The following is a 25821-nucleotide window of genomic DNA, read 5'->3' as shown; positions in this document are numbered from 1 at the left end:
GCGCATGGTGACTGAGGCGGAGCGGGCCGTCCTGGCGGCGATCGACGACGAGCGGATCGTCGCTGAGCTGCGGGAGCTGGTGCGGATTCCGAGCGTGGACGGAACCGCGGCCGAGAGCGACGTACAGACATGGTGTGCGCGGCGGCTGGGTGCGCTGGGGGCCGCTGTCGACCACTGGCGGTTGGACCTCGACGAGCTGCGAGCTGACCCGGAGTTCCCGGGGATGGAGGTCGAGCGGGGCGAGGCGTGGGGCTGCGTCGGCGTACTCGGCGGGGACGGGACGCCGGGGCTGATCCTCAACGGACATGTGGATGTGGTGCCGGGCGACGCCTTCGACGGGCGGATCGAGGACGGCGTGATGTGGGGTCGCGGCACCTGCGACATGAAGGGCGGCGTCGCGGCGATCCTCGGCGCGACGGCGGCGGTTGTTGCCGCCGGCATCACTTTGCGGAAGCCACTGGCGGTCCACACGGTAATCGGCGAGGAGGACGGCGGCGTCGGCGCGTTCGCGACCCTGCGCCGCGGTCATCGCGGCGAGGCCTGCCTGATCGCGGAGCCGACCGCCGGATCCGTGATCCCGGCCAACGCCGGCTCGCTGACCTTCCGGCTGGAGGTACCGGGCCTGGCAACCCACGGGTCGACCCGCAGCCGCGGGGTGAGCGCGATCGAGAAGTTCACCGTGATCCAGGCCGCGCTGCAGGAACTCGAGGCCGCGCGCAACCGGGACCCGCATCCGCTCCTCGCGCACCTCGACCTCGCCAACCCACTGTCCGTCGGCACGATCGCGGCCGGGGACTGGGCGAGCACCGTACCCGACCACCTGGTCGCGGAGGGCAGGTACGGCGTACGCCTCGGTGAACCGCTCGCGGACGCCCGGGCCGCCTTCGAGACGGCGATCGCGGAGACCTGTCTGAAGGACGACTGGCTCCGCGACCATCCGGTGAAGGTCAGCTGGCCCGGCGGCGAGTTCGCGTCCGGCCTGCTCCGGGACGACGACCCGCTCGTCGCCGACACCCGCCGGGCGGTGACCGACGCCGGCAGCCCGCCTCCAGACGTCAGAGGCGCGCCGTACGGCTCCGATCTCCGTCAGTACGCGGCAGCGGGCATCCCGACCCTGCAGTACGGACCTGGTGACGTCAGGTACGCCCATGCGGCGGACGAACACGTGATCCTCGCGGAGGTTCTGCAAGCAGCCCGCGCTTACGCCCTCCTCGTCGTCCGCCGCTGCGCATCAGTCGTCGATTGACTGGTAGACGGTGGTCCAGAAGTCGTGCATGAGCTGCACCGAGTACGGCGCGGACCCAGCCACCGTGGATCGTGGAGTACTCCTTCTCAGAGCGAGCGGGCGACGATGTCGCCGACGCTGGTGGTTGCGTGGATGGTGAGCGGGGCGGCGGCGCCTTCGGTGTTGTTGAGCGCGTTCTGGATCCGGCCGCTGAGGGTGCCGGCATCCAGGGTGGCCGAGACTCCGGCAGCGACGCCGACCTCGACGTCGCCGGCGTCGGTGCGCAGTGCGAGCGCGCCGCGCACCGCCTCGGCGATCCGGATGTCGCCCTTGCTGGTGCGAATCTCCGCAGGCCCGTTGAGGCGGCCGACAGAGACGTCACCGGCGGCAGTGGTGATGCGGGCGTCCGCGACGTCTTCGAGATCGATCGAGCCGTGGTCGCTCTTGATGGCGACGTCGCCAAGCCGTCCGACGGCCCGCAGTTCGGCACTGGCCGCGTTCACCTCGACCGCCGAGCCGGCCGGCAGCTGCACTGTGACCGCGACGGATCCGGACGGCCCGAAGTACTGGTTCTTCGCCGAGACCTCGATCCGCAGGACGCCATCGCCGTACGCGACCTTGGCCTCCTCCGCCACCGTGACGTCGCGGCCCTTCGAGGGATCCGCGGGCAGGACCTCGACCGCGGTGTCGGCCCGGTCGGCGGCGATGAACTGGATGCGTCCCGCGGGGATGTCCAGAACTGCGGAAATCGGCTCTGGGGTGTTGAAAGTCGGCATTGTCGTACCTTCCTGATTCGCTAGTGACGAACTGGTGACTGAAACCACCATCTAGGGCCGCCCTGACACCGGGCAGCCGCCGTGCTGACATGGCCCGACGGACGCGCTGTCAGCAGCCGAACCGGTCGCCGATCACAGCAGGCGCTCGAGGGCCTCGAGCCCGAGCGGGCCCCAGTGCGGCTTCCCGCCGGGCAGGCCCTTGTCGCCGTTCACACCCATCGCGACCAGGAACAGCGCCCGCTGCACGGCCCAGCCGCGAGCTCGCCGTACCGTGGCGTCGTCCGCCGGGTAGCGCTCGAAGAACCGGTCGGCCGCGCCGGCCGGGAGCAGGATCCAGGCGGCCGCGAGGTCGGTCGCCGGATCGCCGGCGCCCACTTCGCCGAGGTCGATGACACCGGCAAGCGTGCCGTCGGCAACGACCACGTTCGCCGGGTGCAGGTCACCGTGCAGCCAGACCGGCGGCCTGTCCCACGCCGGTGCGGCGATCGCGTCCGCCCACACCGCACGCATCTCCTCACCACGGCCGACGTACTCGTGCACCTCGCTGAACCCCAGGCTCCCCTGCACACCGCTTCGGTCGCTCACCGGCGCGTCGGCCGGCGCCTCGGTATGTAAGGCCTTCAGGAAGTCGGCCAGCACGTCCGCTGCCGCAGGGTCTGTGATCGGTGCGTGGTCAGCCGGTTCGCCGGCTACCCAGGTGGTCACCAACCAGGTCCGCGGGAACCGGTCCGACGGTTTGCCGAGCCGGACAGGCGTCTGGATGGGCAGCGGAACACGGGCGGCGATGTCAGGGACCCAGCGGTGCTCCTTGAGCAGCAGCTCCGGGGCCTGCGCGGTCCGGGGCATCCGGACCGCCAGGTCCGCACCGAGCCGCCACATCTGGTTGCCCCAGCCGCCCACGACCGCCTTCAGCTCCAGCTCGGCCAGATCCGGATGCTGCTCCTGCAAGAGGGTCCGTACGAGTTCGTGATCCATGGAGCGTCAGACGCGTCACAACCGGATCGGGTTCGGAATAGTGCTGGAACAACCCGAGTTGGCAACAACTATGCGCATTGATGTGTGGTCCGACGTTGTCTGCCCGTGGTGCTACATCGGGAAACGCCGGCTCGAAGAGGCTCTGGCCGGCAGCGGTGACACCGCGACGATCGTCTGGCACAGCTTCCAGCTGGATCCGTCGTCCACCAACGACGACCCGCGGGACCTGGCGACCCGGCTGGGTGAGAAGTACGATCGCGGCCGCGAGTGGGGTCTGCAGGCCAACGCGCACGTGACCGAGATCGCGGCCGAACTGGGCCTCGAGTACAACCTCGACCAGGCGAAGTCGGCCAACACCGTCGACGCCCACCGCCTGCTGCACCTGGCCCGCGAGCTCGTCGAAGCCGGGCAGGTGCCCGCCGACACTCAGGACCGGCTCAAGGAGCGCCTCCTCAAGGCGTACTTCACCGATGGCCTCCCCGTGGGCGACCACGCCACGCTGACCGAGCTGGCGACGGAGGCCGGCCTCCCGTCCGACCGTGTCCACGAGGTCCTCGCGAGTACGACGTACACCGAAGAGGTCGCCGCGGATCAGGCACAGGCCCTCGCGTACGGCGCGAACGGTGTGCCGTTCTTCGTCATCGACGAGAAGTACGGCGTCAGCGGCGCCCAACCGGTCGAGGTGTTCCAGGAGGCGCTGCGCCGGGCGAACGCGGACCGCAAGCCGGTCACGCTGATCACAGGTCCCGGAGCGACCGACGATCCCACCTGCGGCCCGGACGGCTGCCCCATCTGAGCCTGGGCGGTTGAGCGTTGGGTACCGGAAGTCTTACAAGACGTGGTGTATGAAGGAGGCATGACTGTCGTGCGCGCACTGGCCAGGCCGCTGCTGTCCGTCATTTTCGTCGTTCAGGGTGCGAACTCGATTCGCAACCCCGAGCCACTCGTGCCGAAGGCGCAACCGGTGACCGACCGGCTGGTGCCGCTGGTGAAGCGGGTGGCACCGGCGCAGGTCGGCGACCGCATCCCCGACACCACGGTCAACCTCGTCCGGCTGAACGGCGCGGTCCACGTGGTCGGTGGGCTCGCGCTGGCCAGCGGCAAGGGCCGGCGGCTGGCTGCGAGTGTTCTCGCGGCGTCGCTGGTGCCGACCACGATCGCGGGTCACCCGTTCTGGCTGGAGAAGGACAAGACGGTCCGGAACACCCAGCGGATCCAGTTCCTGAAGAACCTCAGCCTGCTCGGCGGCCTGCTGCTCGCGGCGGTCGACACCGAGGGCAAGCCGGGTGTCGCCTGGCGCGCCTCGCATGGCGCCAAGGCCGCGAAACGCGAGACCAAGCGCAGCGCCAAGGCAGCCAAGCGCGAGACCAGGCGCGGCGCCGAGACGGCCAAGCGCCAGGCGAAGCAGCTGGCCCACGAGGCCCGGCAGGCCGCGAAGCTCAAGAAGGCCGAGCTCCACCTCGGCTGATGCTGAGAGGCTCAGTAGCGCCCATGCCCTAGGCTCGGACTCGGAAACGACGAGCCGAAGGAGTGGGATGAGCACGGAGCAGGGCTGGGCGGCGCCGCGGGCGGAAGGACCGGTCACCGGCCGGATCACGGTGCCCGGATCGAAGTCGATCAGTAACCGCGCACTCATCCTGGCCGCGATCGCCGACGGGCCGTCCCACCTGACCGGTCTGCTCGCCGCCCGCGACACCGCTTTAATGCGGTCCGCCCTGGTCTCGCTCGGCGTCGGCATCAGCGACAGCGGTACGACGGTCACCGTCACCCCCGGCTCGCTCAAGGGCCCGGCGAACGTCGACTGCGGTCTGGCCGGCACCGTGATGCGCTTCGTCCCACCGGTCGCCGCGCTGGCCGACGGTCTGGTCGCGTTCGACGGCGATCCCTACGCCCGGGAGCGCCCGATGGGTGTCATCCTCGGCGCCCTGCGGACCCTCGGCGTACAGATCGACGACGCCGGCACCGGCCGGATGCCGTACACGGTCTCCGGCACGGGCTCGGTCCGCGGCGGGAAGGTGACCCTGGACGCGTCCGGTTCGAGCCAGTTCGTGTCCGCGCTGCTGCTGGCCGGAGCCCGGTACGACGAGGGCGTCGACCTCCGGCACGACGGGAAGCCGGTGCCGTCCCAGCCGCACCTGGACATGTCGGTGGCGATGCTGCGCGAACGCGGCGTGTCCGTCGACGACGGCGAGCCGAACCGCTGGGTCGTTGCCCCCGGCCCCATTCGCGCGCAGGACACCGCGATCGAGCCGGACCTGTCCAACGCCGCGCCGTTCCTGGCCGCGGCCGTGATCACCGGCGGCGAGGTCACCATGACCGGCTGGCCTTCGCAGACCACACAGCCCGGCGATCAGTTGCGCGACATCTTCACTCGCTTCGGCGCGGAGGTCTCCCGCACCGACGACGGTCTGACCGTCCGTGGCACCGGTCGTGTGCACGGTGTGGACCTCGACCTGAGTGAGGTCGGCGAGCTCTCGCCGGTCCTCCTCGCGGTGGCCGCCTTTGCGGACGGACCGTCGTACCTGCGGGGGATCGCGCATCTGCGCAACCACGAGACGGATCGGCTGGCGGCGCTCGAGACCGAGTTCAACGCGCTCGGCGGGGACGTGACGCAGACGGCCGACGGGCTGGAGATCCGGCCGAAGCCCTTGCGTGGTGGGCTCTTCGGCACTTACAACGACCATCGGATGGCGCACGCCGCCGCCGTCCTCGGGCTGCTCGTGGACGGGCTGGAGATCGAGAACATCGGGACCACGGCGAAGACGCTGCCGGAGTTCCCCGAGCTCTGGTCGGGGCTCGCGGGCTGATGTCGCGGTACGACGAGGAGGCCCGGTACGACCGTCCGAAGCGCCGCACCCGGCCCCGGACCAAGGACCGCCCCTCGTACGACGACGCCACCATCGGTTTCGTCTTCACCCGCGACCGCGGGCGCTACGCGTGCTGGGTCGAGGACTCCCACGGAGGCCACGAGGTGACCGCGATGAAGGCGCGCCAGCTCGGCCGCACGAGTGTGATCGTCGGCGACCGGGTCAAGCTCGACGGCGACGCGACCGGCGACGAGGGCACGCTGGCCCGGATCGTCGAGGTGCTGCCGCGGACGACGCTGCTGCGCCGGTCGGCCGATGACGACGACCCGGTCGAACGACCGCTGGTCGCGAACGCGGATCAGCTCGTCATCGTCGTCGCGGTCGCGAACCCGGAGCCGCGGACCGGACTGATCGACCGCTTCCTGGTGGCGGCGTACGACGCGGGGATGCGGCCGCTGCTCTGCCTGACGAAGACCGACCTGGCCGACCCGGATCCGCTGCTGTCGATCTACCGCCCACTCGGGGTCGAGTCCGTCGCCACGTACCAAGGTGGCGACCTCAGCGGGCTGCGCGAGCAACTCGACGACCGTACGAGCGTCCTCGTCGGCCACTCCGGTGTCGGCAAGTCAACGCTGGTGAACGGGTTGATCCCCGGCGCGGACCGCGCGATCGGCGTGGTCAACGTGGTGACCGGCCGAGGGCGTCATACGTCGACCAACACCCTGGTGCTGCGCCTGCCCGACGGCGGGTGGCTCATCGACACCCCCGGCATCCGCACCTTCGGCCTGGCTCACGTCCAGCCCGACCAGCTGATCCACGCCTTCCCCGACCTGGCCGAGATCGCCGAGACCTGCCCCCGCGGTTGCACCCACACCGAGACCGCTCCCGACTGTGCCCTGGACGAGGCGGTTGCCGAAGGCCGCGCCGACGCCGAGCGCGTCGCCTCCTTCCGCCGCCTGCTCGCCAGCCGCGAAGGCCGTGAAGCCCGCCAGGACGCCGTGCCGGAGCAGGACGTCACTTAGGCAGGATGCCGGTCCAGACGGCTCTGGCGCCGGCGTCGCCGGTGCGGATGGTCTGGAAGATCACGACGACTCCCACCACCACGACGGCCGCGGTGACGACCAGCTCGAGCGGGCGGCTGTTGGTTGCCTTCGCACCCTTTCCGCTCGCCAGCGCGGTCGGCCCGCTCAGGACCACGAAGGCGATGACGACCAGCACGGCGAACGCCAGGACGAACCAGAGCAGCAGATTCCCCCGCGACCGGTGCAGGGCGACCAGCTTGTCCAGTTGCGGGACCGCGGCCACGAACGCGTCCCCGCTCTTCTTCGCCACGAAGGCACACACCAGCGCACCCAGCCCGAGCGCCAGCGCCGGCCAGCGCAGCAGCCAGCGCCACTTCGGGAGCACCGCGAAGGCGATCGCGGTGAGCGCGGCCACCGGCAGCACCACCACCGCGAGGTGGATCACGAGCACGTGCAGCGGCAGGTCCCCGAAGCGCTCGAACATTGACGCCTCCATGGCGTTCCTAGACGTGGTCAGACACTAGACTGCACGTTCGACGACCGTATTCGGTTCAACCCGGGCCGCAACCGATCCGCAACGTTTGCCGCCGCGGGGCGCGCTGAGCAGGGGTTCAGGTTAGCCTTCCGGCATGCCTTCGCACACGGATGACCTGCGGCTCGCCCACATCCTGGCCGATGACGCGGACTCGACCACGATGGACCGCTACAAGGCGCTCGACCTGCACGTGGCCACCAAGCCGGACCTGACGCCGGTGAGTGAATCGGACAAGAAGGTCGAGGACGTGATGCGCAAGACGCTGTCCCGGGCCCGGCCCCGGGACGCCTTCGTCGGCGAAGAGGACGGCACCAGCGGCTGGGGCGTCCGCCGCTGGGTCGTCGACCCGATCGACGGCACCAAGAACTACATCCGTGGCGTCCCGGTCTGGGCCACGCTGATCAGCCTGATGATCGAGGACCAGGTGGTCGTCGGCGTGGTCTCCGCCCCGGCCCTCGGCAAGCGCTGGTGGGCGTCGTACGGCGACGGCGCCTGGACCGGCCGCGCCCTGCACTCGTCGCAGCCGTGCCGGGTCAGCGACGTGAGCAAGATCGAGGACGCCTCGCTGTCGTACGCGTCGCTCAAGGGCTGGGAGAAGATCGGCAAGAAGAACCAGTGGGCCGACCTGATGGATTCGGTCTGGCGCACCCGCGCGTACGGCGACTTCTGGTCCTACATGCTGGTCGCCGAGGGCGCGGTCGACATCGCCGCCGAGCCCGAGCTCAACCTCTACGACATGGCCGCGCTGGCGATCATCGTCGACGAGGCCGGCGGCAAGTTCACCTCCGTCGAGGGGGCACCCGGCCCGAACGGTCCGAACGCCGTCGCCACCAACGGCCGCCTGCACGACGAGGTGCTCAAGCGCCTCGAGTGAGCCGCCGGACCAGGAAGTCCGCCTCGACCGCGTTGCTGGTGAACGCCAGCGCCTCCTCGTACGCCGCCTTCGCCTCAGCGTCTCGTCCAGTACGCCGAAGCAGTTCAGCGCGCGTGGACGCGAGGTACGGGTACGTCGCCAAGGCAGGATCATCACTCAACTGCTGCAGGGCCGCCTCAGGACCAGCCACGTAGCTGAGCGCCACCACTCGGTTCAGCGCAACCACCGGAGAAGGCCAGCGCTCGAGCAGTACGTCGTACAACCCGAGGATCTCGGCCCAGTCGGTGTCCTCCCACCGGGCAGCCTCGGCATGCACTGCCGCGATCGCCGCCATCACCCCGAACCGCCCAGCTGACTGTCCCAGCGCCTCCTGCACCAGGGTCAGCCCCTCGGCGATCTGGGCCCGGTCCCACAATGTCCGGTCCTGGTCTTCCATCAGCACCAACTGACCGGCGTCGTCGACGCGTGCAGCCTGCCGCGCCTGCGTCAGCAACAGCAGTGCGAGCAGACCGGCCGCCTCCCCGCTGTCCGGCAAGAGCATCCGCACCATCCGGGCCAGCTCGATCCCTCGCCACGCCAGCTCCGGCCGGGTCAGCCCGTCCCCGTCCGCCGCCGTGTGTCCGGCCGTGTAGACCAGGTGTACGACGTCCAGCACCGCGTCGATGCGCTCCGGCAGATCCGCCAGCCGCGGGATCCGGTAGGCGATCCCGGACCGCGAGATCTTGTGCTTGGCCCGGGTGATGCGCGCCTGCATCGTGGCTTCCTTCACCAGGAACGCCTTCGCGATCTCCGTCGACGACAGCCCGCAGACGAGCCGCAGGGTCAGCGCGATCTGCGCCTCCTGCGCGAGCGCCGGGTGACAGCAGGTGAACACCAGCCGCAGCCGGTCGTCCGGGAACACCCCGGCCGCAAGATCCTCGTCGTCGACCGGATCCGGCATCAGCAACGGCAGCTTCCGCTCCGCCACCCCGGCCCGCCGCCGATGCTCCAGCGCCCGCCGCGTGGCGACTGTCGTCAACCACGCGCCGGGCCGCCGCGGCACGCCCTGCTCGCGCCAGTGCACCAGCGCCTTGGCATAAGCGTCCTGCACACAGTCCTCGGCCAGGTCGAGATCGGCTGCGACCCGTGCCGTCGCGGCCAGGACGAAGGCCCACTCGGTCGAGTGGGCCTCCGCCACGGCTTCGGCGACAGTGTCAGCCACCGTTGATGATGGGCCGGACCTCGACGCCGCCCATCGGTGACGGGACCTGCTTGGCGATCGCGAGTGCCTCGTCCAGGTCGGCCGCCTCGATGATGTAGTACCCGCCCATCACCTCCTTGGTCTCCGCGAATGTCCCGTCAGTGATCACGAACCCGCCGCCGCCGTCGGACCGGATCGACGTGGCGGTGGTGCTCCCGTCCAACTGCCCGCCGCCGCGCAGGGCCGGGCCGTTCGCGTCCGCGAAGGCCTGGTGGTTCTTGTGGTTCTGCTCCATCACCGACGGATCGGCCGCGTCCCACTTGGCTTCGTCGTCGTAGATCATCACCAGGTACTTGCCCACTGATGTCACCTCTCCTGTCCATGTCTGATGCATGGCCGGTTCCAGCATCCACCACTCCGATGCGCGACCTGCAGCGAGATCGACATCTCACCCGAACAATTTCGGGACCACGTAGGGTGGCAGGCATGCCCTTGACGTACCCCATCGCGGAGCAGACGCTCGACAACGGCCTGCGGGTCGTCGTCAGCTCCGACCGCGCCGTCCCGATCGTCGCCGTGAACCTCTGGTACGACGTCGGATCGCGGCACGAGCCGGACGGGCTGACCGGGTTCGCGCACCTGTTCGAGCACTTGATGTTCCAGGGATCGCGCAACGTCGCCTCCGGTCAGCACTTCAGCCTGCTCGAGAACGCCGGCGCCAGCCTGAACGCAAGCACCTTCTTCGACCGCACGAACTACTTCGAGTCACTGCCCAGCGGCGGCCTCGACCTCGCGCTCTGGCTCGAGGCGGACCGGATGGGCTACCTGCTCGACGCGGTCAACCAGGAGAACCTGGACAACCAGCGCGACGTGGTCAAGGAGGAGAAGCGGCAGAGCTACGACAACCGCCCGTACGGCGACTCGTACGAGCGGCTGGTCAAGCTCGCCTTCCCCGCGGACCACCCGTACGCGCACATGACGATCGGCTCGATGGCCGACCTCGACGCGGCGTCCGTGGAGGACGTGCACGCGTTCTTCCGCAAGTACTACGGCCCCAACAACGCCGTACTCACGATCGTCGGGGACGTCAGCGTGGCGGACGCGTTCGACGCCGCCAAGCGGTACTTCGGCCACCTGCCCGCGATCCCGCAGCCGCCGGCCGCCCCGGACGGGACGATCGGCCCGCTGACCGACGTACAGCGCGACGACGTGGTGTCCGACGTACCGTCCGACCTGATCACGATGATGTTCCGGCTGCCCGTGGACGGGACGCCGGAGCTGGACGCGGCCGGTCTCGCCCTGGACATCCTGGCCGCCGGCCAGAGCGGCCGACTGAATCGCCGGCTGGTCCGCGACGAGCAGATCGCGCAGTCGGTGTCCGGCGGCGCGCTGCCGCTGATCGGCGGGGTGTCGTTCGGCACGCTGACCGGGATCGCGTCCGACGGTATCGATCTGCAGAAGGTCGAGGACGCGCTGCTCGAGGAGATCGAGAAGCTGGCCGAGAGCGGCGTCACCGAGGACGAGCTGGCCACCGTGCAGGCGCAGGCCGAGCGGGACTGGCTGGAGCAGTTGGCGACGTGCGCCGGCCGCGCCGACGAGATCTCCCACCACGCCCTGCTGTTCGGCGACCCGAACCGGATCAACACCCGGATCGACCAGGTCCGCGCGGTGACCGTCGAGCAGGTGCAGGCGGCCGCGGCGCAGTGGATCCGCGCCGACGGGCGCGTCCAGGTGAGCTACCGCCGGGCCGAGACTGCTGCCGAGACCGCTGCTGAGACTGCTGCCGAGACTGCTGCTGAGACCTTGGGAGAGCAGGAATGAACCAGGTGCTGACCACCCCACCGGCCGTCGGCGCTCCCCGCCCGTGGAAGTTCCCGGCCGCGACGACCACGATCACCGGCGTCGGCGCCCCGGTGCACGTCTTCGACCGCCCGGGTCAGTACGTCGCCACCGTCCGGGTCACGATCGCGATGCCGCTGATCGCCGAACCGCGGGACATCGAGGGCGTCGCCACGATCATGTCCCGCACCCTCGACGAGGGCACCGAGCTGCACTCGGCCAACGAGTTCGCGGCGGCCCTGGAGCGGCACGGAGCGGCGTACGGCGTCGACGTCAGCTCGGACGCGTTGCACGTCGAGATCTCCGTGCCGGTGTCGCATCTGGCGCCGGCCGTGCAGTTGCTCGCGGAGGCGATCACCCGGCCCGCGTTCAACCAGGCCGACGTCGGCCGGCACGTGACGATCCGCCTCGGCGAGATCAACCAGGAGCGGGCGAACGCGGGGTACCGGGCGCGCGAGGCGTTCGCGGCCCATCTGTTCGACCCGTCGACGCGACGGGCCCGGCCGACCGCGGGGACGCCGGACACGATCCGCCCGCTGACGAACGTGCAGGTCGCCGACTTCTACCGGAACAACATCGGCCCGGAGCGGGCGGAGATCCTGTTCGCGGGCGACGCGACCGGGGTGGACGTCGCCGGGATCATCGACGAGGCCTTCAGCGGCTGGACCTCGACCGCCGGTGCGGCGCTCGAGACGCCGGAACCGCTGTACCTCCCGGGCAACCGCGTCGTCCTGGTCGACCGGCCGGGCTCGGTGCAGAGCCAGCTGCTGATCGGCTGCGCCGGTCCGGACCGGCGGGACCCGGCCTGGGGTGCCGCCGCGGTCGCGAACCACGTGGTCGGCGGGACCATCACCTCGCGGGTGGACACCGTGCTGCGCGAGGAGAAGGGCTACACCTACGGCACGCGGACCAGCTTCGCCGCACCCCGCCGGGGCGGCACGTTCAGCCTGGGTGGCGCCGTACGCACCGAGGTGACCGGCGCCGCCATCGGCGACGCGCTGCGGATCCTGCGGGAGGCCCGCGACGGGCTGACCGAGCAGGAGGTCCAGGAGGCGAAGGACAGCCTGATCCGGACCGCGCCGCTGCGCTACGAGCAGGCCGACTCGGTCGCCCAGCAGGTCGGCAGCAACATCGCGAACGGCGTACCGATCGACTTCGCCGACACCTACCTGGCCCAGATCGCCGCCACCACCGCCGCCGAGGCCACCGACGCCTACCGCCGGTACGTGGGAACCAACGGCCTCCTGGTCGTCGTCGTAGGGGAAGCCAAGGACGTCCGCCCCCAGCTCGCGGAGCTGGGCGCAGACGTCGTCGGCGAACTGGTCGATCTCACGCCCTAGGAGCACAGGATGTCGTTCGTCGGACGGCCTACGGATGCCACGGACCGGACTCACACGTTCTATCCGCTCCAGCCCGGCTTCCCGGACCAACCGGCGTACGGCGTCCTGCGCGACCACTCCCAGGCCACGGTCGCTCTGGTCCTGGGCGTGATCGCGCTGTGCACCGGACTGCTGTTCGTGTCTCCGGTCGCCTGGTGGCTCGGCTCGCAGGCGGTCGCGGAGATCGACGCCACGCCCGGCGTCTACAACAACCGGGGCATGGCTCAGGCCGGGCAGATCTGTGGCCTGATCGGCACAGCCCTGCTCGGAGCCGGCCTGGTGTTCCTGCTGCTGATCGTGCTGGTCTTCGCGTCCGCCTAGCTGCTGATGTAGTTGGAGAGCTGTTCGCGTTCGAACTCGAGCTCGCCGATCCGGGACTTGACCACGTCACCGATGCTGACCAACCCGGCCAGATTGCCGTCGACCACGACCGGCACGTGCCGGATCCGGTGCTCGGTCATCAGCCGCATCAGGTTGTCGATCAGGTCGTCCGGGGTGGCGGTCCGGACCTCGGCGGTCATGATCGCGCTCACCCGGACCTCGCCGGCCTCCGGCGTGCCGTTCCAGAGCCGGACGATGTCGCGCTCGGACACGATGCCGTCCACCGACGACCCGTCCGCGCTGACCACCACCGCGCCGATGTTGTGTTCGGCCAGCAGTGCGAGCAGTTCGGTGACAGTGGCTTCTGGGGAGATGGTGACGACCTGGTTGCCCTTGCCGCGCAGTACGTCCTTGATCTTCACGGAGCCTCCTGCAGTTCGAGGACCAATACCCCAAGGTAGCGAAATCCACCCCAAACCGGCAGCCCCCGCGAGTCACCAAGCGTGACAACGAAAGACAACCCGAATCAGTTGCCCCCGGCACCGATCAACCCTCAACCCCCACAAAATGAAGGTCCTTTCCGAAGCCGACCCAGGTCACCCACCCTGGCTCTGGCACCGGAAGTAGAGCAGGCCGGGGACCGACTGCCAGACCGGGCGGTCGCCGACCGGCTCGATCATCCGGACGACGGGCAGGCCGGCCGTCGCCAAGGTGTTGACGTAGGTCGACAGCATCCGGTGGTACGCGACGCGCGGCAGGATCTTCCACCGCGTGACGCTGTTGAAGGGACCCTCCTCGAAGTAGCGACCGGTGACGCGCCGGGTCGAGCCATCGACGTGATCGATCAGCTCACCGGCGGCGGGCGTCTTGTAGCACGGGTGCACGATCGACGCCGCGAACCAGCCGCCAGGCTTCATGATCCGCGCGATCGACCGCACCGCCGGCTCGAGGTCGGGGATGTCCATCAGCGCCATGTGGCACACCACCGCGTCGAACGAGGCGGCGGGGATCCGGCCGAGATCCTGCGCGTCGCCATGGACGTACTCGATGCCGCGCGGTGTCTGCTGCTCGAGCCTCCGCGCGTGGGCCAGGAGCGACTCCGAGGCATCGATGCCGACCACCTCGGCGCCGAGATCGGCCAGGCGTCGCGCGTCGCGGCCCTGTCCGCAAGCGACCGCGGCCACCCGCTGACCGCGCACGTCACCCACCAGTTCGTCGAACGTCGGATCGTCCAGGCCGGCGCCGTCGGGATCGACGGTCGCGTGGTAGACATCGGCCAGCTCTTCGTACGCACTCGTCAGGTTCGTCATGTGCCTACCAACGGCGGCCGTGGTGCCGTCGTTCCTTTTCTGCTACGAGCCAACGGCGCGCCCTCTGTGGGCTACGTTGAGGCTGCCCCTGGGGCAGGCCCGATGCTGGGGAGCGAGACTGAGGAGGCCCACATGGACTTGCTTGAACCGCCTCGGGTTGTCGAGCGGCCGGAGGCGGACTATCTCGGCATTCGGGTGGTCACGCCGTTCCGGGGCATGTTGAGCGTGCGGAACGAGCTGATCGACGAGCTCAGTGACTGGCTGGTTCGGGAGGGCGTTGACGACGACGGACTGTTCTTCCTCCGGCTGCATGTGATCGACATGAACGGTCCGATGGACCTGGAGGTCGGCGTGACCACCCCTGGCCCGCTGACCGGCGATGCTCGGGTGCGGCCGGACGTACTCCCGGCGGGACGCTACGTGACGCTGACCTACCGCAACCATTCCCTCCGCGCGAACCGTGCCCTCCTCGACTTTGCCGGCGCAGAAGACCTCACGCTCGACCGTCGCGACGTCGCCGAAGGCGACTTGTTCGGCTGCCGGTACGAGTTGTTCCGCACGGATCCCCGCAAAGAACCCCGCAAGACGAAGTGGGAGGTCGAACTCAACATCCGCCTCGCCGAACCGCCCGGCACCGAGGGCTGACGCACCACGCCCGCACCGCGGCTCCGAGTCCGGGCTCTGCCCTGCGAAAAACACCAGGCACTTCGGCCCCGGCACCTCATAGGATCGGCGGTTCGGGAGAGGGGTTTGGGTGAGCTGGCGGCAGGATCTCGCCGTACTGCGGCATCGGGACGTGCGGATCTTCGTGTCGGCCCGGTTCGTGTCGTTGCTCGGCTCGGCGATCGCGCCGATCGCCTTGGTGTTCGCCGTCCTGGACGTGTCCGACGAGGCCGGCGCCGTCGGCATCGTGCTCGCCGCGCGCAGCATCCCGAACATCGTCTTCCTGCTCGCCGGTGGCGTGATCTCGGACCGGCTCCCCCGCAACCTGGTCCTGGTCGTCGCGAACACGGTCAGCGGACTCACCCAGGGTCTCGCCGCCGTACTGGTCCTGTCCGGTCACGCGACGATCTGGCAACTGGCCGCGATCGAGGCGCTGAACGGCACCGCCGCCGCATTCGTGATGCCGGCACTGACCGGCATCCTGCCGTCGATCGTGGACCGCGCCGAGCTCCCCCAGGCGAACGCCGTGTCCGGTTTCGCCCGCTCGGTCGCGATGATCGGCGGTGGCGCGGTGGCCGGCGTGATCGTCGGCTTCACCGGCCCGGGCGTCGGCCTGGCGGTCGATGCGGTCACCTTCCTGCTCGGGGCGTTCCTGCTCGCCCGCCTGTCCATCCCGAGGATCGCTCGGTCGGCGAGCTCGGTACTGACCGATCTGCGGGTCGGCTGGGCCGAGTTCGTCTCGCGGCAGTGGGTCTGGACGGTCGTGCTGGGCTTCTGCCTGCTGAACGTGATCTTCGTGGCCTGTTACCGCACCCTCGGCCCGGTGATCGCCGACAACACCTTCGGCCGGACCGGGTGGGGTATCGCCAGCGCCTGCTTCGGCGTCGGACTCATCGTGGGCGGCGTACTGATGATCCGGGTCAAACCCCGCTACCCGCTGCGGATCGGCATGTTCGGCATCCTGCTCGGCGCACCGATCATGGTCGTACTCGCGCTGTCCCCGAACACCGTCATGGTGGCGGCGATGTCGTTCCTGGTCGGCGTCAGCTACGAGATCTTCGGCATCGGCTGGGAGACCGCGCTCGGCCAGCACATCCCGATCGACAAGCTCTCCCGGGTCTCGTCGTACGACATGCTCGGCTCGATCATCGCCGTACCCATCGGCCAGTTGTCGGTCGGCGCCGTCGCAGCCGCCGCCGGCATCACCGCGGTCGAGCTGTACGGCGCCGGCCTGTACGTCGCCATCACCGTGGCAACCCTCGTCGTCCCGTCCGTCTGGCACCTGAGGCGAACCGAGTAGCCCCGTAAGGTTGTGGTGTGAGCTTCATCGTGCCGGGGCAGGGGAAGAAGAACGAAGAGGTCATCGGCACGCGCGCCGGTGCCAAGCCGTTGACTCCCGAATCCGCCCCTGCGGCACCGATCGAGGAGCCGCCGGTGGTGGAGTTCGCCGGGTGGCCGCCGGCGTTGCAGAAGGTGGTGCAGGACGACTTCCGCCGTACGAGCGCGCTCGCCGGATACCGCTGGAAGACCGCCGACGCGGCTCTGGTCGACGTCGTCCGCGGGCTGGACGACCTCCTCGACCTGGCCGCCGACAGCATCCAGGACACGGAGCCACAGCGCTCCGGGCGTCAGACCCGGAAGGCCCCTCCACCGACGGCCGAGGTCTCGTTCGACGAGGTGGCGGATCTGCTCGGCATCCCGGCCGACGGGCTCAACGAGGCGATCGACGATGCCGGCCGTCCCGTTCGCCGGTCCCGCGCTGACCGTCGTACGGCGCTGCGAGCCATCAAGCAACTCCGCGTTCAGCTCCAACAGGCCGAAGTCACGATGGATCACGCCCGCCTCGCCCCACTGACCGGCTTCATCGTGCGACTCGCACTCGCCCTCGGCACCGCCGTCGGCTCACAGTCGCCGTCCGAACTGGTCGCGGGCGACGAGCACCTGGACACCCTGATCCCGCCGGCGGTCGGCGCACTCGCCGCCTTCGCCCTCGAACGCAGGACTGCAGCGCTCGCGGACGCCTGGAACGAACACAAGCCGGCCACCCTCGCAGCCCAAACTCACAAGGACCTACTCGAGTCCCTGTCCGAAGCCAAGCCGACCAACGACACGGCCGCCACCTTCGGCCTCCTCGTCCGCTCCGCCCGCGCCTGGGTAGCCTGCTTCCAACTCGACTGGCCCGCCACCGACAAGGTCCAGTACTGGCAAGCGCTGGATGAACTCCCCGACGCCATCCGAGACGATTCCCTCCAAACCCTCCACGACCGCCTGGACACGCTAGCCCCACCACGCTGAACTTGGTCTTCCAGCCCGTCGCCTCGACCGAGGTGGCGGGCGGTTTTCTGTGCGATGTGTGCAGCTCGACAGGAGGTGTGCCTCGGAAAGCGCCTGCCGAGGGATGGCGTGAGCGTGGCGGGGAGCCGGCGAGCCGAGGACCTCCTGTCGACCTGTACGCCGTGCCCGGATTCGCGACGAAGGGCGCGCGTAGTCGGGCGCGAAGGGCCAACCACCCGATTGACTAGCCCTTGATTGCGCCGCCCAGCGCAAACGCGCCGCCGAGCTTCTTGCTGAGGAGGAGGTAGAGGAGGAGGACAGGCATCGTGTAGATCAGGGAGTACGCCGCCAGCTGGCCGTAGTTCGGTTCGCCGTACTGGCTGAAGAAGGTGAAGATGCTGACCGAGGCCGGCAGGCGTTCGGGCGACAGCAGCAGCATGAACGGGACGAAGAAGTTCCCCCACATGCCGATGAAGGTGAAGATCAGCACCACCGCGATCCCCGGCCACATCAGTGGCAGGACGATCCGGCGGAGCGCCTGCATGTTCCCGGCGCCGTCGACCCAGGCGGCTTCCTCGAGGGAGATCGGTACGCCGTCCATGAACGTCTTGGTCAGCCAGATCGCGAACGGCAGCGAGGCGGTCGCCATGAACATGATCGTGCCGCCGAGGGTGTCGACCAGGTTCAACTGCACAAAGAGCCCGTAGACCGGCACCATGACCGCGGTGATCGGCAGCCCGGTGCAGAACAGCACGGTCAGCAGGAACGGCCGGTTGAACTTCGACTTGAAGCGCGACAGCGGGTACGCCGCCAGCACCGCACAGATCATGGTCAGCAGGGCGGCCCCACCACACAGCACGATGCCGTTCAACACCGGCCGGTACGTCGTGTCGGTGTTGAGCACCGCCTTGAAGTTCCCGAGTGTCGGATGCGTCGGGAACTCGACCCGCAGGCCGGCGGTCCGGTTGATCGACGCGAACAACACCCAGAGCAGCGGCAGCACGAACAGCACACCGATCGCCAGCAGAACCAGGTTGGCGGACAGCTTGCTGATCCGGTCGCGGGCAATCATGCGGCCTCCGAGTTCAGTCCACGCAGGTAGATCAGCGAGAAGACCGCGCCGATCGCCAGCATCACCAGGGCGATCGCCGTACCGTAGCCGATCTGGGAGAAGCTGAACGCCTGCTCGTACATGTACAGCGGCAACGTCTGACTCTTGGTCCCCGGGCCGCCACGGGTCATCGCGTAGATCAGGCCGAATACGCTCAGCGTCTGCAGCGTGATCAGCATCAGGTTGGTCATGACCGCCCGGCTGATCATCGGCAGCGTGACGAAGATCAGCCGCCGCAGACCGGAGGCGCCGTCCATCTCGGCCGACTCCTCGATCTCCTTCGGTACTTCGCTCAGGGCCGCGGAGTACACCAGCATCGAGAACGCCGTACCGCGCCAGATGTTGGCCAGTGACACCGCGATGATCGGCGCCCCGTACATCCAGTCCTGGCCGGGCAGATGGACGGCGTGCAGGATCACGTTCAGCGTGCCCCTGTCGTTGAAGAACGCGCTCAGCAGGTACGCCGCCACGATCTCCGGCAGCACCCACGCGCCGATGACCGCCGTACCGACGAAGTTGCGGACCACCTTGGTGGACCTGCGCATCAGCAGTGACAGGCCGAGCCCGAGGGTGTTCTGCCCGATGATCGCGGAGATCAGCGTGAACACCAGCGTCAGCCAGATCGAGTTCGTGAACGCGCCGCTGCCGAAGGCCTTGCGGAAGTTGTCCAGCCCGACGAACTTCACGTTCGCCGCGCCGGTGCCGGTGAGCGCCATGTTGGTGAACGCGGCGTACACGCAGTAGAGGATCGGGCCGGCCAGGAAGACCAGCATCAGCCCGATCGCCGGGCTCAGCGGCAGCATCCGGACCAGCTTGGCGGCCCGCGGCTTCCCGCTCTTTCCGGAGGACTTACCGGAAGGAGCGGGGGCCGCCGCGGTTGGAGCAATTGTCGTCGTCACAGGGGAGAGTTCCTTCGTGGGACGAGGGTTACTGACTTGTGGTCGTCTTGTCCTTGCCGACGATGCCTTCGACCGCTTCGTCGTAGTTCTTCGCCGCCTTGTCCGGTGTGGACTGCCCGGTCATCACCGACTCCATCGCGGTGATGATCTCGTTCGAGACCTTCGGGTACTCCGGCAGCGCCGGGCGGTACACGGTGACCGAGACCAGGTCGGTGAAGAACTGCGTGCTCTTCGAGGACTCCTTGTAGCCGGCGTCGGAGGCGACGTCCTTGCGGACCGCGATCTGCGCGCCGTTGGTGGCGTACTTGGCCGCGTTCTGCTGCGTCTGCAGGGTCTTGATGAAGTCCCAGGCCGCGTCGGGCGACTTCGACTTCGCCGGGATCGCCCAGGTCCAGCCGCCGGAGAGGCTGACCTTGCCCTTGCCGCCGCCGTCCTGCGTCGGCATCGCGGTCTGGCCGAGCACCTCACTCCACTGCGGCCACGGCTTCGGGCCGGTGGTCTGCCAGTTGTTGTAGAGCCACGAACCGTCCAGCGCGATGGCCAGCTTGCCGCCCGGCAGCAGTTCGCTGCCGACGCGGGAGCCCATGTTCGGGTCCAGCGCTTCCTTCGGCGACGGGCCGATGCCCTCGGTGTAGACGGTCTTGACGAAGTTCAGCGCGTCCTTGAAGCCCTGGCTGCCGACGACCCACTTCTGCTGGTCGTAGTTGTAGAGCGTGTCCTTGGTGCCGTAGAGCAGCATCTCGAAGCCCTGCATGGCCGAGGCTTCACCCATCGGCTTGCCGGAGTACACGTTCAGCGGGGTGACGCCGGGCACCTTCTGCTTGATGGTGCGCGCGGTGTTCAGGACGTCGTCCCAGGTCTTCGGCGCCCACTCGGCGGGCAGGCCGGCCTTCTGGAAGATCTGCTTGTTGTACCAGAGCGCCCGGGTGTCGGTGCCGTCCGGAATGCCGTACGTCTTGCCGTCCTGGCCCTTCGCGGCGCCCTTGGCGGTCTCCTCGAACTGACCCCAGTCCGACCAGCCCTTGATGTAGTCGTCCAGCGGCTTCAGGTACCCCGCGGTGATGTCGGAGTTGATCAGGAAGGTGTCCTCGTAGACGATGTCCGGCGCGGTGTTCGGCGACCGCATCATCAACTGCAGCTTGGTGTAGTAGTCGTTCTCGCTCGCCACGATCGGCACGATCTCGACCTTCGAACCCGGGTGGGCCGACTCGTACTCGGTCTTCACCCCGGTGAGGAAGGTCTTCATCACCGTTCCCGGGCCCCATTGCTGGTAGGCGATCTTGATGTTCGCCGGGCCGGCGCTCTGCGAACTTCCCGCCTCCGGCTGCTTGGTCGTCGAGCCCTGGCTGCAGGCCGACACCGCCAGCAGGACCGCGCTCACGGCGGCCGCTACTTTGAAACGTTTCCTGGTCATCACGTCCACCTTCGGGCAATCGTTGTCATCCCGGTACCACGACCCAAACCCAGCGGGCTTTCCGCGACCGTAGGAGTCCCGAGCGGCCGAAGTCAATGCTTGACAGACAACGTTGTCCGCGCATCCAGGCGATCACGCGGTGACCGGGAGGTAACAATCCGGTCACCGCGTTGTCATGACATTCAGACGGTAACGGGTTTTGCCTCGTGGCGGGGGTGTACGGCGCGCTGCGATCTCATCGCTCCGAGTGCACAAAGGGCGAAGCCGGCGACCAGCCAGCAACCCAGTACGACGAGTGGCCGGGCGGCTCCGGCACCGTCGAAGAAGCTCACCGAACGAAGCGCCGTACCCGCGGCTCCCGGCGGCAGCAGTTGACCCAGCGCGCCCCACCCGCTCGGCAGCATCTCGGGCGCACTCGTCATCCCGGACAGCGGGTTGCCCAGCAGCATCATCACCGCGCCACCCAGCGCGAGACCCGCCGTACCGAGCAGCCACTCCAGACCGAGCAGCGTCAGGCTGATCGCCGCGATCGACATCGCGATCACGCCCGCGTTGCCCAAGTAGCTGCCTTCGAACGAACCGAGCCAGTACTGCAGTACGGCGGCCAACGCGAGCCCACCCGTGATCGCGAAGGCGACGGCGCCGATCATCCGCCTCGAACCGGACCGCACCAGTTGCGTCAGCGCCCCGGCGGCGATGATGCCACCCAGTACCAGCGGCAGCGCGCCGGCGGCCAGACCGGCACCGCGCGGATCATCCTTGGGCAGCGGCACGATATCCGTGACCTTCGCCGGGCTCTGCGGAGAGAGCCGGGTCGACAACTGCGTCAGCAACTGCGCGACGACGGGACCACCGGCGGACGCGGTCAGCACCTCGGGCTGCGTCGAGTCGAGCACGATCGCGCCGTACGCGTCCCGGTCCTGGATCAGCTGCACCGCCGCGGCCCGATCGGGTACGGCGGTGACGTCGAAGCCACCGGGCATCGCCTGATCGAGTCCCGCCTTGACCTGCGCGACGGCCGGACCGGGACCCGCGACGGCGAGCGGCACGTCCCGCGGTTCGGAGCGCGCGGCCGGCCAGGCGAAGGCGATCAGCAGCACGGTGAGCAGGGCGGTCAGCAGCGTGATGACTGCGACCAGCGGCGGGCGGGGGCGTTCGGCCGCGTGCACCTCAGCGGACATGAGGAGACTCCTTATAAAACCGAATGACCGTTCTTTATCAGTTCCGAGCCTGGAACATCCGTGGCGGCTTGTCAAGAACGGACATTCGTTTTATGTTCCGGGTATGCCCAAGGTCACCGAGGAACACCGCTTGGCCCGCCGCGCGCAGATCGTCGCCGCGGCCCGCCGCTGCGTGATCGAGGAGGGCTTCCACAAGACGACGATGGCCGACGTGATCCGGGAGTCCGGCCTGTCCGCGGGCGCGGTCTACGGCTACTTCAAGAGCAAGGAGGAGATCGTCTCCGCCATCGCCGAGGACGCGCTGAGCACGATCGACGAGCTGTTCGAAGGGATCCTCGCCGACGATCGGCCGCTGTCCCCGCTGGCGGCCCTCGAAGCGACGATCACGCACGTGGTCAAGGTCGCCGAGTCACCTGGCGGCGACGTCACCCGGGTCGCGGTCCAGGCCTGGAGCGAGGCGCTCCGCAACGACGCGATCCTGCAGACCGCGCGTGGCAAGTACTGCCAGCTGCGCGACCACTTCCTCGAGGTCGCCCGTCGCGCCCAGGCCGACGGCACGGTCGACCCCGATGCCGACCCGCGGGACATCGCCCAGGTCATGTTCGGCATGATCCCCGGCTTCGTCCTGCAGCGCCTGCTGATCGGCGACGTCACCCCCGCCTCCTACACGGCCGGACTGCGCGCGTTGCTCCGGTCGTAGGTGGGGTTTTACCCACCCCGTACGGTGGTCCAGCACCCTGGGGAGGCGGGTCCGCGCTCCGTAGCGTCAAGCGCATGAAGAAGACGCGACGGTTGCAGGAAGCAGTCGGCGGGACCGAGTACTCGGTCGTCCTGCACGACGTACAACGGGTCTACGGCCGCGGCGCCAACGCCGTCACCGCCCTCAACGGCATCAGCATCAACTTCGCCCCCGGTACCTTCACCGCGGTGATGGGTCCGTCCGGGTCGGGCAAGAGCACGTTCCTGCACTGCGCCGCCGGCCTCGACCGGCCGACGTCGGGCAGCGTGTTCATCGACGGCCAGGCGCTGGCCGGTCTGAGCGAGCGGAGGCTGACCGAGCTCCGCCGCGAGCGGATCGGGTTCGTGTTCCAGTCCTTCAACCTGCTGCCCGCGCTGACCGTCTGGCAGAACGTGACCCTGCCGCAGGAACTCGACGGCCGACGGGTCAACCGCGCCGCGGTCCGTGAGGTTCTGGACCGCGTCGGGCTCGCCGACAAGCGCAAGAACCGCCCCGGCGAACTGTCCGGCGGCCAGCAGCAGCGCGTCGCCATCGCCCGCGCCCTGGTCGCGCGGCCGGCCGTGATCTTCGCCGACGAACCGACCGGCGCCCTCGACACCCAGACCGCCGCCGACGTCCTCGAACTGCTCCGCGAGCCGGTCCGCACCCAGGGCCAGACGGTCGTCATGGTCACCCACGACCCGGTCGCCGCGTCGTACGCCGATCAGGTCGTGTTCCTGGCCGACGGCGTACTGGCCGGCAGCCTCACCGCTCCGACGGCCGAGCAGGTCGCCGACCGGATGACCCACCTCGGCGCGCGTTCGCAGCGAGGCTTGCAGGCGGTGACACGATGATGCGCCTCGCCGTCCGCACCCTGCGGCACCGCAAGAGCGGCTTCATCGCCACCTTCGTCGCGGTCGTCTTCGGCACCGGGATCGTGATGGCCTGCGGCGGCCTGATGGAGACGGGCATCCGCTCCAACGTCGAACCTCAGCGGCTCGCCGCCAGCTCACTTGTTGTCACTGGCAAGCAGTCGCACCTCCGCCCGGGTGCCGAGGACGCGACACCACTGCCCGAACGTGTCGGCGTACCGGCCGATCTGGTTGCCAAGATCCGTTCTGTGGAAGGCGTTTCGGACGCGATCGGCGACCTCACCTTCCCGGCAGTCGGCGGTGCGGTTGCCGAAGGCCACAACTGGTCGTCGGCGGTACTGGCGCCGTACAAGCTGACATCCGGTCACGCCCCGCGCTCCGGCCAGGTCGTCATGCCGGGCGCCAACGTCGGTAGCCAGGTCACCTTTGTGATCGACGGCGAGCCGAAGACGTTCACCGTCAGCGGCTCGGCCACCGGCCCGGCCGGGCACGCATTCTTCGCCGACCGGGAAGCTGCCCGCCTGGCCGGCAGCCCGGCCCGGTTCGCGGACATCGGCGTACTGGTTGCCCCCGGCACCAATATCGACGACGTGCAGGACCGCATCAAGGCACTGGACGGCAACATCACCGTCCGCGCCGGGATCGACCGCGGCCTGGCCGAGCACCCGGACGCCGAGTCGCAACGGACCGCGTTGATCTCGGTCGCCGGCTCCTTCGGCGGGATCGCGGCGATGACGATGATGTTCGTGGTCGCGTCGACGCTGGCCTTGTCCGCACAGCACCGCGAGCGCGAGTTCGCCCTGCTCCGCGGCATCGGTACGACGCCTGGTCAGGTCCGCCGGATGATCCTCGGCGAGGCACTGCTCGTCTCGCTCCCGGCGGTCGCACTGGGCGCCGTGCCGGGGATCTTCCTCGGCCGCTTCCTGTTCGACCAGCTCGGTTCGCATGGCGTCGCGTCGCCGGTCGTCGAGTTCTCGCAAGGCCTGATCCCGTTCGCGGCCGGTGCGGGTGCCGCCGTACTCGCGGCCATCGGCGCCGCACTGATCGCGGCCCGCAAGTCGGCGAAGATCCGGCCGGTCGAGGCGCTGATGGAAGCCTCGCTGCAGCGGAAGTGGTTCAGCTGGGTGCGCCTGCTCTTCGGCCTGGCGTTCCTCGGTGGTGGACTCGCGCTGCTGATCGTCACCGCGACCGTGATGACCGGTCCGCTCGCCGGCGCGACCGCGGGTCCGTCGATCCTCTGCTGGGCGATCGGTGTCGCAGTGCTCGGCCCGTTCTGGACCAAGGCGGTCCTCGCGGTGTGGCGCTGGCCGGTGCAGGCGCTGACCCGGGTCAACGGCCGTCTGGCGATCCGCAATGTCACGGCTCGCTCGGTGGCGATGTCGGCCGCGGTGATGCCGGTGATGCTTGCCGTCGGCATCTCGACCGCCAACCTCTACATGCAGACGACCCAGATGCACGCGGCCTCCGCGGCGTTCACGCGAGACTTGCGGGCGGACGCCGTACTGGTCTCGGATGCCGGTCTGTCCGCCACGATCGCGGACCAGGTCCGGGCGGTGCCGGGTGTGGCGAGTGCCTCCGCATTCGTCCGCAGTACGGGAACCATCGACGAGCCGCGCAACGCGCCCTTCGACGAGGACGGCGCTCCGTTGCTCGGCGTGGACGCACAGGGCGCGGACGGTACGGCGCCGGTGCGGCTGACGAGTGGATCACTGGCCGGCCTGACCGGGTCGACCGTGGCCTTGCCGGAGTATGTGGCCGGGAAGATCCACCGCGGGGTTGGCTCGACGATCAGCATGACGCTGGGCGACGGGACCCCGGTGACACTGCGGGTGGTCGCGACCTTCGCCGCCGAACGCGGCTACGAGAACATCATCCTGCCCGCGTCACTGCTCGGCCCGCACACCACGGACGGACTGACCAAGCAGCTCCTGGTCCGCACCACGCCCGGTGCCGACGTCGGACCGGCCCTTGCCAAACTCGCCGCCGCGCATCCCGGCGTCCAGGTCGCCGACCGCGACTCTCTCGTCGCCGCCAACGCGGAAGACCTGCAGACACAGGCGTGGGTCAACTACATGCTAGTCGGCATGCTGATCGCGTACACCGCCGTCTCGGTCGTCAACACCCTCGTCTCCTCGACGCTGCGTCGCCGCCGCGAGTTCGCCCTCCAGCGCCTCACTGGCTCCACCCGCATGCAGGTGCTCCGGATGCTGTGGACGGAGAGCACATTGGTCACCCTGGCCGGCATCACCCTCGGCACCCTGGTAGCCCTGGCCTGCCTCATCCCCTTCTCGGCCAAGGTCTCCACCAGCGCCATCCCCACCGGCCCGCTGTGGATCTATGGCGTGATCGTCGGAGCCGCGGCCCTCCTCACCTTCGGCTCGACTCTCCTCCCCGCCACCACAACCCTCCGCCACTCGCCCACCCAACCCGCCCACACGGACTGAAG

General features: G+C 69.2%; 26 protein-coding genes. 15 read left to right on the top strand and 11 right to left on the bottom strand.

Features of this window, described 5'->3' with window-relative positions; translation table 11 throughout:
- The first annotated feature begins 4 nt into the window (after positions 1-4).
- Positions 5-1246, top strand: coding sequence for a M20/M25/M40 family metallo-hydrolase (locus OG876_RS23560; RefSeq protein ID WP_328518781.1), 1242 nt, complete (start codon positions 5-7; stop codon positions 1244-1246).
- Between the two features lie 86 nt (positions 1247-1332).
- Here the strand turns inward: OG876_RS23560 and OG876_RS23555 are convergent, their stop codons facing one another.
- The gene (locus OG876_RS23555) at positions 1333-2001 is read right to left on the bottom strand and encodes a DUF4097 family beta strand repeat-containing protein (RefSeq protein ID WP_328518780.1); all 669 of its coding nucleotides are present in this window, start codon (positions 1999-2001) and stop codon (positions 1333-1335) included.
- Positions 2002-2133: 132 nt separating this feature from the next.
- On the bottom strand, positions 2134-2976 hold the full coding sequence (locus tag OG876_RS23550; protein ID WP_328518779.1) for an aminoglycoside phosphotransferase family protein: 843 nt from the start codon (positions 2974-2976) through the stop codon (positions 2134-2136).
- Between the two features lie 70 nt (positions 2977-3046).
- Between OG876_RS23550 and OG876_RS23545 the strand changes: the two genes are divergently transcribed.
- The 4 genes from OG876_RS23545 to rsgA all read left to right on the top strand — a co-directional run bounded on the left by OG876_RS23545 (position 3047) and on the right by rsgA (position 6805).
- The gene (locus OG876_RS23545) at positions 3047-3772 is read left to right on the top strand and encodes a DsbA family oxidoreductase (RefSeq protein ID WP_328518778.1); all 726 of its coding nucleotides are present in this window, start codon (positions 3047-3049) and stop codon (positions 3770-3772) included.
- Between the two features lie 60 nt (positions 3773-3832).
- Entirely contained in the window at positions 3833-4444 is a 612-nt protein-coding gene (locus OG876_RS23540; RefSeq protein ID WP_328518777.1) for a DoxX family protein, read from the top strand.
- Positions 4445-4511: 67 nt separating this feature from the next.
- Positions 4512-5783, top strand: a complete 1272-nt coding sequence (aroA, locus tag OG876_RS23535) for a 3-phosphoshikimate 1-carboxyvinyltransferase (protein WP_328518776.1) — start codon at positions 4512-4514, stop codon at positions 5781-5783.
- Complete coding sequence (gene rsgA / locus OG876_RS23530) at positions 5783-6805, top strand: ribosome small subunit-dependent GTPase A (protein ID WP_328518775.1); 1023 nt, start codon at positions 5783-5785, stop codon at positions 6803-6805. The genes aroA and rsgA overlap by 1 nt, the downstream gene beginning before the upstream one ends.
- Here the strand turns inward: rsgA and OG876_RS23525 are convergent.
- Positions 6798-7289 carry a DUF2231 domain-containing protein gene (locus OG876_RS23525; RefSeq protein ID WP_328518774.1) on the bottom strand — a complete coding sequence of 164 codons (492 nt, stop codon included), beginning with the start codon at positions 7287-7289 and terminating at the stop codon, positions 6798-6800. The two genes, rsgA and OG876_RS23525, sit on opposite strands and share 8 nt — an antisense overlap.
- A 145-nt stretch (positions 7290-7434) precedes the next feature.
- Here OG876_RS23525 and hisN point away from each other — a divergent pair, with 145 nt between their 5' ends.
- Positions 7435-8214, top strand: coding sequence for a histidinol-phosphatase (gene hisN, locus OG876_RS23520; protein WP_328518773.1), 780 nt, complete (start codon positions 7435-7437; stop codon positions 8212-8214).
- Here the strand turns inward: hisN and OG876_RS23515 are convergent.
- Both OG876_RS23515 and OG876_RS23510 read right to left on the bottom strand, forming a co-directional pair.
- Positions 8198-9415, bottom strand: a complete 1218-nt coding sequence (locus OG876_RS23515) for an RNA polymerase sigma factor (protein WP_328518772.1) — start codon at positions 9413-9415, stop codon at positions 8198-8200. The two genes, hisN and OG876_RS23515, sit on opposite strands and share 17 nt — an antisense overlap.
- Positions 9408-9764, bottom strand: a complete 357-nt coding sequence (locus OG876_RS23510) for a YciI family protein (RefSeq protein ID WP_328518771.1) — start codon at positions 9762-9764, stop codon at positions 9408-9410. Before OG876_RS23510 ends, OG876_RS23515 begins: the two co-directional genes overlap by 8 nt.
- Positions 9765-9880: 116 nt before the next feature.
- On the opposite strand from OG876_RS23510, the gene OG876_RS23505 reads away from it, so the two are divergent.
- The 3 genes from OG876_RS23505 to OG876_RS23495 are packed head-to-tail and all read left to right on the top strand — an operon-like array spanning position 9881 to position 12933.
- Entirely contained in the window at positions 9881-11215 is a 1335-nt protein-coding gene (locus tag OG876_RS23505) for a M16 family metallopeptidase (RefSeq protein WP_328518770.1), read from the top strand.
- The gene (locus tag OG876_RS23500; protein ID WP_328518769.1) at positions 11212-12573 is read left to right on the top strand and encodes a M16 family metallopeptidase; all 1362 of its coding nucleotides are present in this window, start codon (positions 11212-11214) and stop codon (positions 12571-12573) included. Before OG876_RS23505 ends, OG876_RS23500 begins: the two co-directional genes overlap by 4 nt.
- 9 nt (positions 12574-12582) lie before the next feature.
- The gene (locus tag OG876_RS23495; protein WP_328518768.1) at positions 12583-12933 is read left to right on the top strand and encodes a DUF4190 domain-containing protein; all 351 of its coding nucleotides are present in this window, start codon (positions 12583-12585) and stop codon (positions 12931-12933) included.
- Here the strand turns inward: OG876_RS23495 and OG876_RS23490 are convergent.
- Entirely contained in the window at positions 12930-13355 is a 426-nt protein-coding gene (locus OG876_RS23490; RefSeq protein ID WP_328518767.1) for a CBS domain-containing protein, read from the bottom strand. The two genes, OG876_RS23495 and OG876_RS23490, sit on opposite strands and share 4 nt — an antisense overlap.
- Positions 13356-13529: 174 nt before the next feature.
- Positions 13530-14243 (bottom strand): class I SAM-dependent methyltransferase, encoded by a 714-nt coding sequence (locus tag OG876_RS23485; RefSeq protein WP_328518766.1) that lies wholly within the window; start codon positions 14241-14243, stop codon positions 13530-13532.
- Positions 14244-14375: 132 nt separating this feature from the next.
- Here OG876_RS23485 and OG876_RS23480 point away from each other — a divergent pair, with 132 nt between their 5' ends.
- From OG876_RS23480 to OG876_RS23470, 3 genes are all read left to right on the top strand, one after another.
- Positions 14376-14888: a GyrI-like domain-containing protein gene (locus OG876_RS23480; RefSeq protein WP_328518765.1), complete on the top strand. Its 513-nt coding sequence runs from the start codon at positions 14376-14378 to the stop codon at positions 14886-14888.
- A gap of 109 nt (positions 14889-14997) precedes the next feature.
- The gene (locus tag OG876_RS23475; RefSeq protein WP_328518764.1) at positions 14998-16206 is read left to right on the top strand and encodes an MFS transporter; all 1209 of its coding nucleotides are present in this window, start codon (positions 14998-15000) and stop codon (positions 16204-16206) included.
- A 17-nt stretch (positions 16207-16223) separates the two neighbouring features.
- On the top strand, positions 16224-17201 hold the full coding sequence (locus OG876_RS23470; protein WP_328518763.1) for a hypothetical protein: 978 nt from the start codon (positions 16224-16226) through the stop codon (positions 17199-17201).
- A gap of 223 nt (positions 17202-17424) precedes the next feature.
- Here OG876_RS23470 and OG876_RS23465 read toward each other — a convergent pair whose 3' ends face one another.
- The 4 genes from OG876_RS23465 to OG876_RS23450 form a co-directional block, all read right to left on the bottom strand.
- Positions 17425-18252, bottom strand: coding sequence for a carbohydrate ABC transporter permease (locus OG876_RS23465; protein ID WP_328518762.1), 828 nt, complete (start codon positions 18250-18252; stop codon positions 17425-17427).
- The gene (locus OG876_RS23460; protein WP_328518761.1) at positions 18249-19190 is read right to left on the bottom strand and encodes a carbohydrate ABC transporter permease; all 942 of its coding nucleotides are present in this window, start codon (positions 19188-19190) and stop codon (positions 18249-18251) included. Before OG876_RS23460 ends, OG876_RS23465 begins: the two co-directional genes overlap by 4 nt.
- Before the next feature lie 28 nt (positions 19191-19218).
- Entirely contained in the window at positions 19219-20604 is a 1386-nt protein-coding gene (locus OG876_RS23455) for an extracellular solute-binding protein (protein WP_328518760.1), read from the bottom strand.
- Positions 20605-20786: 182 nt separating this feature from the next.
- Positions 20787-21785: a hypothetical protein gene (locus OG876_RS23450; protein ID WP_328518759.1), complete on the bottom strand. Its 999-nt coding sequence runs from the start codon at positions 21783-21785 to the stop codon at positions 20787-20789.
- Positions 21786-21888: 103 nt separating this feature from the next.
- On the opposite strand from OG876_RS23450, the gene OG876_RS23445 reads away from it, so the two are divergent.
- The 3 genes from OG876_RS23445 to OG876_RS23435 all read left to right on the top strand — a co-directional run bounded on the left by OG876_RS23445 (position 21889) and on the right by OG876_RS23435 (position 25819).
- On the top strand, positions 21889-22485 hold the full coding sequence (locus tag OG876_RS23445) for a TetR/AcrR family transcriptional regulator (RefSeq protein ID WP_328518758.1): 597 nt from the start codon (positions 21889-21891) through the stop codon (positions 22483-22485).
- Between the two features lie 74 nt (positions 22486-22559).
- Positions 22560-23357 (top strand): ABC transporter ATP-binding protein, encoded by a 798-nt coding sequence (locus OG876_RS23440; protein ID WP_328518757.1) that lies wholly within the window; start codon positions 22560-22562, stop codon positions 23355-23357.
- The gene (locus tag OG876_RS23435; protein ID WP_328518756.1) at positions 23354-25819 is read left to right on the top strand and encodes an FtsX-like permease family protein; all 2466 of its coding nucleotides are present in this window, start codon (positions 23354-23356) and stop codon (positions 25817-25819) included. The genes OG876_RS23440 and OG876_RS23435 overlap by 4 nt, the downstream gene beginning before the upstream one ends.
- Positions 25820-25821: the final 2 nt, after the last annotated feature.

It is taken from the genome of Kribbella sp. NBC_00359 (assembly GCF_036097425.1).
In the GTDB taxonomy this organism is placed as follows: domain Bacteria; phylum Actinomycetota; class Actinomycetes; order Propionibacteriales; family Kribbellaceae; genus Kribbella.
Note: the sequence above shows the minus strand (reverse complement) of the source record. Positions and strands in the feature narration are given on the sequence as shown.